This is a genomic window from Pseudomonas sp. CJQ_9 (genome assembly GCF_043106615.1).
Taxonomy (GTDB): Bacteria; Pseudomonadota; Gammaproteobacteria; order Pseudomonadales; family Pseudomonadaceae; genus Aquipseudomonas; species Aquipseudomonas juntendi.
Genome location: NZ_JBICMS010000034.1, coordinates 1 through 7064 on the forward strand (window position 1 = coordinate 1; position 7064 = coordinate 7064).

General features: G+C 55.8%; 4 protein-coding genes and 5 pseudogenes. 6 read left to right on the forward strand and 3 right to left on the reverse strand.

The annotated features are described in order from the left end of the window. Positions 1-257, reverse strand: a pseudogene (locus tag ACF8SD_RS05605) (DUF2780 domain-containing protein); the annotation flags it as partial. Between the two features lie 82 nt (positions 258-339). Between ACF8SD_RS05605 and tnpB the strand changes: the two are divergent. Then, positions 340-699, forward strand: coding sequence for an IS66 family insertion sequence element accessory protein TnpB (gene tnpB / locus ACF8SD_RS05610; protein WP_392483398.1), 360 nt, complete (start codon positions 340-342; stop codon positions 697-699). Between the two features lie 18 nt (positions 700-717). Continuing rightward, positions 718-2251, forward strand: a pseudogene (locus ACF8SD_RS05615) (IS66-like element ISPpu13 family transposase). Between the two features lie 51 nt (positions 2252-2302). Here ACF8SD_RS05615 and ACF8SD_RS05620 read toward each other — a convergent pair. After that, positions 2303-2781: pseudogene (locus ACF8SD_RS05620) on the reverse strand (DUF2780 domain-containing protein); the annotation flags it as partial. A 160-nt stretch (positions 2782-2941) separates the two neighbouring features. On the opposite strand from ACF8SD_RS05620, the gene ACF8SD_RS05625 reads away from it, so the two are divergent. The 3 genes and pseudogenes from ACF8SD_RS05625 to ACF8SD_RS05635 form a co-directional block, all read left to right on the forward strand. Continuing rightward, positions 2942-3913 carry an RHS repeat-associated core domain-containing protein gene (locus ACF8SD_RS05625; RefSeq protein WP_392483399.1) on the forward strand — a complete coding sequence of 324 codons (972 nt, stop codon included), beginning with the start codon at positions 2942-2944 and terminating at the stop codon, positions 3911-3913. A 253-nt stretch (positions 3914-4166) separates the two neighbouring features. After that, positions 4167-4409, forward strand: coding sequence for a hypothetical protein (locus ACF8SD_RS05630; protein ID WP_173887349.1), 243 nt, complete (start codon positions 4167-4169; stop codon positions 4407-4409). 26 nt (positions 4410-4435) lie between these two features. Then, positions 4436-4603, forward strand: a pseudogene (locus ACF8SD_RS05635) (hypothetical protein); the annotation flags it as partial. Between the two features lie 197 nt (positions 4604-4800). Here the strand turns inward: ACF8SD_RS05635 and ACF8SD_RS05640 are convergent. Beyond that, positions 4801-5213, reverse strand: a pseudogene (locus ACF8SD_RS05640) (DUF2780 domain-containing protein). Between the two features lie 202 nt (positions 5214-5415). Between ACF8SD_RS05640 and ACF8SD_RS05645 the strand changes: the two are divergent. Continuing rightward, positions 5416-6417 (forward strand): RHS repeat-associated core domain-containing protein, encoded by a 1002-nt coding sequence (locus ACF8SD_RS05645; protein ID WP_392483400.1) that lies wholly within the window; start codon positions 5416-5418, stop codon positions 6415-6417. Positions 6418-7064: the final 647 nt, after the last annotated feature.

Consider the following 7064-nt stretch of genomic DNA (forward strand, 5'->3'; position numbering starts at 1 on the left):
CCGGCAATCCCCTGCTGCCCCAGGTACTGCAGCAGCAACGGCGCGAACTGCCCGATCATCCCGGTATCCATGCCCAGCGCCTTGAAGGCATTGTCCAGGTCGCTGCGGCTTTCCACGTTGTTGCCCAGTGCATTGCTCAATGCCGACTGGCTCTCGCTGTTCTTGCCGAGCATTTCGCCCAACCCACTCAAGCCGCCCATCGCATTGGCGCCGGCCAGTAAGTCCAGTCCCGGCACTGCCTTGGTCAGTTGCCCGTAAGCGCTCCATGAACCCCACATTCAAAGCGCTTACCTGATCCCCGATGCTGTGCTCCCGATTTCTTTCTGGAGCTCGCCGACCATGATGCGACCCGACGCCAAAGTCGAAAAAGTGTACCTCTACCCCAAGCCTGTCGACTTTCGAAAATCCATCGATGGCCTGGCCGCGCTGGTCGAACTCGATATCAAGGTGGCGGTGTTCGACCCAGTGCTTTTCGTCTTCCTCAACAAGCCGCGCAACCGCGTGAAGATCCTGTATTGGGGACGCAACGGCTTCTGCCTCTGGCTCAAACGCCTGGAGTCCGAACGGTTCAAAACTTCACCTGATCCGACTGACGTCGCCATTGTCCTGACCGTTCAGGAACTGAACTGGCTGCTCGATGGCTTCGACCTCTGGCGCAACCGTCCGCATCAGGTTTTGACGCCTCGATACGCCGCCTGATTCGGTATAATCCGCGGCATGATTTCCATGCCCGAAAACCTCCCTGACGATCCTGTTCTGCTCAAGCAACTGCTTGAGCAGATGATCAACGAGCGCGCGTCCGACAAGGGCAAGATCGTTCATCTCGAAGAGGAAGTTGCGCTATTGCGCCAGCGCTTGTTCGGGCGCAAGACCGAGCAGACTGGCGATGCGGCGACACCACAGTTGCCACTCTTCGACGAAGCGGAAAGTCTGGCCGAGCCCTTGGATGAAGCTGACGACGAAGAAGTCGTTGCGCCGACCAAACGCCGTGGCAAGCGCAAGCCGCTGCCAGCTGATTTGCCGCGTATCGAAGTTGTCCACGAACTGCCCGAGCATGAACTGACCTGCGCTTGTGGCTGCCGTAAACATGCCATCGGCGAAGAAGTCAGCGAACAGCTTGAAATCGTCCCGATGCAGATTCGCGTCATCAAACATGTTCGCAAGGTGTACGGCTGCCGGGACTGCGAGTCAGCGCCCGTAACGGCGGACAAGCCCGCCCAGATGATCGAGAAAAGCATGACCAGCCCGAGTGTGCTGGCCATGCTGCTGACCACCAAATACGTAGACGGCTTGCCGCTTCACCGCTTCGAAAAAAGTGCTGGGGCGTCACGGTATCGATATCCCGCGCCAAACCCTGGCACGCTGGGTGATTCAATGCAGCGAGCACTTTCAGCCGCTGCTGAATCTGATGCGCGAAAGCCTGTTGAACAGTCGGATCATCCACTGTGATGAAACACGTGTGCAGGTGTTGAAAGAGCCGGGGCGTGAGCCCAGCAGTCAGTCCTGGATGTGGGTACAAACCGGCGGCCCACCTGATCGGCCAGTGATCCTTTTCGACTACGCCACCAGCCGAGCGCAGGAGGTGCCGGTGCGCCTGCTGGACGGTTATCGCGGCTATGTCATGACCGACGACTACGCCGGTTACAACGCGCAGGCTGCACAGGACGGGCTGGAGCGATTGGGCTGCTGGGCGCACGCGCGGCGCAAGTTCGTCGAAGCGCAGAAAGTACAGCCCAAGGGCAAAACAGGACGCGCTGACATCGCATTGAACCTGATCAATAAGCTCTATGGCGTCGAGCGCGACTTGAAGGACAGTGACGACGAAGATCGTAAGGTTGCCCGCATGGAGAGCAGCCTGCCATTGCTGACCCAGCTGAAAAACTGGGTAGAGAAAACGCAACCTCAGGTCACGACGCAGAATGCCTTGGGCAAGGCCATCGGTTACTTGGCCAGCAACTGGAGCAAATTGGAACGCTACGTCGAGCACGGTTACTTGCCGATGGACAACAACGCGGCCGAGCGTGCGATCCGCCCGTTTGTCATCGGGAGAAAGAACTGGTTGTTCAGTGACACGCCCAAAGGTGCCACTGCCAGCGCACAACTTTACAGCTTGGTAGAAACGGCCAAAGCCAACGGCCAAGAACCCTATGCGTGGCTGCGCCACGCACTGGAACGCCTGCCGCAGGCGTGCTCAGTGGAAGACTACGAAGCGCTACTCCCATGGAATTGCACACCTCAAATACACAGCTAGGTGCGCTGCCCATCTTTGGTTAGGTGGGGTTTATGGAGCGCTTACGAACCATCAGACCGAAGGCTGAGCCAACGGCGCTGGCGTCGTCCACAAACTCCCCAGGTTCTGCAGCAACGAACCAGCAATCCCCTGCTGCCCCAGGTAGTGCAGCAGCAACGGCGCGAACTGCCCGATCATTCCGGTATCCATGCCCAGTGCCTTGAAGGCATTGTCCAGGTCGCTACGGTTCTGCACGTCGCTACCCAACGCCTTGTCCAAGGCCGACTGGCTACCCTTGTTGCTGCCCAGCAAATCCCCAAACCACTTAGCCCGCCCAGGGCATTGGCGCCCGACAACAGGTCCAGGCCCGGTACCGCCTTGGTCAGCTGGCCATAGTCCTCACTGCTCAGGCTGTTACGTGCCAGCCCCAACATCGCCCCCGCCCCGCCCACGGCCTGCTCGGGGGTAATGTTCAACTGACTGCCCAGGGTGTTGAGCAAATCGGCCTGGGCCTGGGGCGCCTGTACCTGGCCTTGCTGTTGCTGATTTTCCGAGAGGGGCCTCGTTGAGCAGAATGGCCTGGAAAACGAGAGATCTGACTGGCGCTCATTGGGCTTGCTCCCACCGTCTGATAACTAGCAAAACTACCAGTTGTGGTTATGCAATGCTTCGCGCAGCATCAAGCACTCCGACAACTGTTGGGTGAATATTATGTCGCACAAAACAAACGGAAGAACCGAACCAGCTTGCGAAGCGACCGGCCTGCGCTTGAAAAAATTGTCAAATGACAATTCTTTACTCTTCTATCAAAATGGTCATTTAAACACTACAGTATCTCCGCACGGGCACCGTCATATTGTCCGCGTGCAAGATACAGCTTTGGCGCAACTCGAAAGAGCGCAGGCGACAAAACTATTGACGAGCGATCGCGCCAATTCTGTCTTGGGCCTACTCGACAGGGTCATGACGTACTCACCTTACGGCCATCTGGATACCTCGGAAGACGCCGTGCTATTGGCCTTCAACGGTCAATGGCGTGACCCGCGGACCTTATGCTACCTATTAGGTAGCTATCGGCTGTTCAGTCCGCAACTACAGCGGTTTTGTAGCCCAGACTCTTTTAGTCCCTTTGCCAGTGGTGGTTTGAACGCTTATAGCTACTGCTTTGGCGACCCCACAAACCATACAGATAATTCGGGTCATATAGCATACAGAATATTTAGGCGTCTCTCGCCCAAGTTCAGGAATATTAAGTCAGAATCCAAATACTACAATTCAAAAATTAAAAATTTGGTAAATGAGACCAACAAGGCACAGAGAAAAGTAAACTATATTGAAAATGAATACCAATACAAACCTCATAAACTACTCAAAGACGCTGTGAATATGGAAGAAAATCCCGATAAATACGAAAAGAGTCTTAGAAAATACCAAGCAAAGTTAGCACCTGCCAAAGAAAATCGCGATAAGCTCTATAGAAAGCAGCAAGAAAAACTTCCCAGCTACATAAACAAGTCTGTTGGGCGAGAACAGGGGGCTGAGCTAAAGGAGCGCTTAGCCGAGGCTTTAAAAGCACGGCGGCAGGCTAGGAGGGATGAAACCGAAGAGCCGGAGTGGATTGGAGAGTTTTTTGAGAGCTTACCCCATCAAGTTTCCGCCGTCAGGAGGGCCTTATTCAACTGAGTAGTGACTTTCCAGGGCTGGAACGGGATGATCTGGGCTGGGCTCTAGTCTCGGGCGGTCGCTGCGAAATCAGCGACCGGCTTTGACAGGCCGCACTCGTCAACCACATGGCTTTTGCCGTTATGGCAGCTGTGCATGGGGCACTCATGTGCGCCGGGTTTTGGTTGACCTACCGGTCTGTCAACCCATGTCCAGCTGCCTCCTTCTTGTTTGACAGCAGACCGGTGGTGGCATCACTTAGAGGTCATCCAGCATGCTTAAGATCGTCCCCGATCCACCCCACACTTACCATTCCCTAGAAGACACACTCATCCAGGCCGCGGAGTACGCCCTGTGCGCGCAAACGGTCGCGCAGCAGGCGGTGCTGCTGCAGCCCAAGTCGCCAGGCTCGGTACTGATCATGGCGACGATGCATGAACTCGAGGCGTTGCGAGCGCTGCTTGAGGCATCCTTGATCCAGGTCCAGTTGCCTTTTGAGCCGCGGACGTTGCATTAAGGGCTTCAAGCCTTGCGTTGCCTGAGCTGGCTCTGTGGCTGTGGACCAGCCTGTCGGCGCTGACGCTGGTGATCGGCCTGTGCTGGTTTGCACTGGGCCTTGCCTGCCTGGCGGTACTGACCGCCGGCTTCCGCCGCCCGGTGCGCCTGGTGGACTTCACAGAAAACAGCCTGACTCCGCCGTCCTGGGCTTGACTCCGCTTTCCCGGGCTTGCGCTGTACCTGTAGGAGCGGCCTTGTGTCGCGAAAGGGGCGCGAAGCGGCCCCGGGATTTCAGCTTCGCGCCGAAGATTGCCGGGGCCGCTGCGCAGCCCTTCGCGACACAAGGCCGCTCCTACAGGGCAGCGCCAGCTTTCAACGGCTGCGATGCCAGCCCTGGCGCTAAAGAGCCATCAGACCGAAGGCTGAGCCAACGGCGCTGGCGTCGTCCACAAACTCCCCAGGTTCTGCAGCAACGAGCCAGCAATCCCCTGCTGCCCCAGGTACTGCAGCAACAAAGGCGCGAACTGCCCGATCATTCCGGTATCCATGCCCAGGGCCTTGAAGGCATTGTCCAGGTCGCTGCGGTTCTGCACGTCGTTACCCAACGCCTTGTCCAAGGCCCACGGGCTACCCTTGTTGCTGCCCAGCAAATCCCCCAAGCCACTTAGCCCGCCCAGGGCATTGGCACCCGACAACAGGTCCAGGCCCGGTACCGCCTTGGTCAGCTGGCCATAGTCCTGGCGGATACGGCGTTGGCGGCGTCGCCGAGGTTGAAGGCGAACACCGGGCTTGCGGCCAGGGTTAACAGGGTGAATGCTTTCATTGGGAGGGACTCTCGTGGGCCGGGATGGCCTGGGAAACGAGGTGTTTGACTAGAGCGGGAAGGGTTTGTTCCAGGCAGATGGTCTGCTGGCCATTCAATGCCGCCTCCCGGCGAAATCTACCTGTCATTTTTGTCAGTAGCCAATAATTTGAGAGTACCCAATACTCCAGCTTCAGAACTGCTCAACCACACGGACTCTGTCATGAGAAAAAAATCGACAAGCGTTCTTTTCTACAGAGAAAATCAAATTGTAAATGTGATAACGGAAATTAACTCTCGCAGATTATTTTCCGTTTCAAAACGATGCCTTGCTGAGCACAACGCTCATGGCGTTCACATACTTGCAGTCGACGAAAATGGCTCTGTAATACGTGAGCACAGTACCTCTGATCGCGAACTGCACAACTATACGACCTATGGATATGCTTCAACGCTTCCGTCCATCAACACGCTAAAAGGATTCAATGGCGAATATTTTGACCCCATATGTCGAAATTATGTATTAGGCGCCGGCTACAGAGCGTTCAGCTCAACGCTTCGTCGCTTCAACAGCCCTGATAATATCAGTCCATTTGGGCTAGGTGGATGGAACGCTTATACTTATTGCTATGGCGACCCAGTAAATATCACCGACCCAAGCGGGCATAGCGGCATTTTCATCAGGATGCTCAAAGGGTTAGGCAATATGCTTGGCCTGAGGCGCCCACGGCAGTCTCCCACAACCGCCGATCCATCTATAGCTGGCCGGCTCTTTGACTCTGCCAGCGGGATGAAAATTAACTGGGAAGAGTCTACACCGCGCACTTCATACCGCGCCGAGAGCGTTGGTACGCGTTCTATGATTTCTCTTACCCCACCCACTTCAGTAAAGCGACTTTCCGTAAATTCCAGCTCGGGCAACACTATCGGATTTGCCGATTTCAGCGCAATTGAAAAGATAGATCCCGCAATTCGCACTGAATCATGGGCCGCAGCTGCAAAGCGACGCGCCAACCTCAGCCCATTTGAAGGTAACGATTTTGAAATCACGGTGTATTCAGTAAATGAAAGCCTTATAAGTCAAAACCACGGACGCGTAAAAAGCGAATTAACAATGAACACCGCAAGGCGATACAAAGTAGGCAAGCTTTACATGATCGACGAAGTGATCTACACAGGCGCACAAATAATTCAACGGCGCATACGAGACCTGAAGAACTACTAAACAAGCACTGCCGGCCACCCGACCCTGAGCAAAAAATAGACAGAATTTTTCTTTATCTTCTACAGCCCAGCTACCGATTGTCCCGAGCGTTCACGATTTCATCCATGGTCGTCTACGGAGGTTCTAGTCTCAGGCGGTCAATGCGGAATCAGCGACCGGCTTTGACAGGCCGCACTCTTCAACCACATGGCTTTTGCCGTTATGGCAGCTGTGCACAGGGCACTCATGTGCACCGGGTTTTGGTTGACTACCGGTCTGTCAACCCATGTACATAGCCTCCCTCTTGTTTAACAGCAGGCCGGTGGTGGCATCAGAGGTCATCCAGCATGCTTAACCTCGTCCCTGATCCACCCCACACTTACCATTCCTTAGTAGACACGCTCATTCAGGCCGCGGAGTACGCCCTGTGTGCGCAAACGGTCGCGCAACAGGCGGTGCTGCTGCAACCCAAGTCGCCAGGCTCGGTACTTGTACCCTTCCGGCCCCCGGTGCGCCTGGTGGACTTCACAGAAACAGCCTGACTCCGCTTTCCCGGGCTTGCGCGGTCGCTTGTAATCGATGGACTCGCCCCCGCCGAGGCATCACAGTGCCACGGTGGCGTTCGAAGAAGCCAACGGCAGCGAGGGCGAGACCATGAAAAAGCATAG

Coding starts and splice junctions, on each gene's coding strand:
- ACF8SD_RS05645 (WP_392483400.1), top strand. CDS start 5,416: ATGAGAAAAAAATCGACAAGCGTTCTTTTCTACAGAGAAAATCAAATT.
- ACF8SD_RS05630 (WP_173887349.1), top strand. CDS start 4,167: ATGCTTAAGATCGTCCCCGATCCACCCCACACTTACCATTCCCTAGAA.
- ACF8SD_RS05625 (WP_392483399.1), top strand. CDS start 2,942: ATGTCGCACAAAACAAACGGAAGAACCGAACCAGCTTGCGAAGCGACC.
- tnpB (WP_392483398.1), top strand. CDS start 340: ATGATGCGACCCGACGCCAAAGTCGAAAAAGTGTACCTCTACCCCAAG.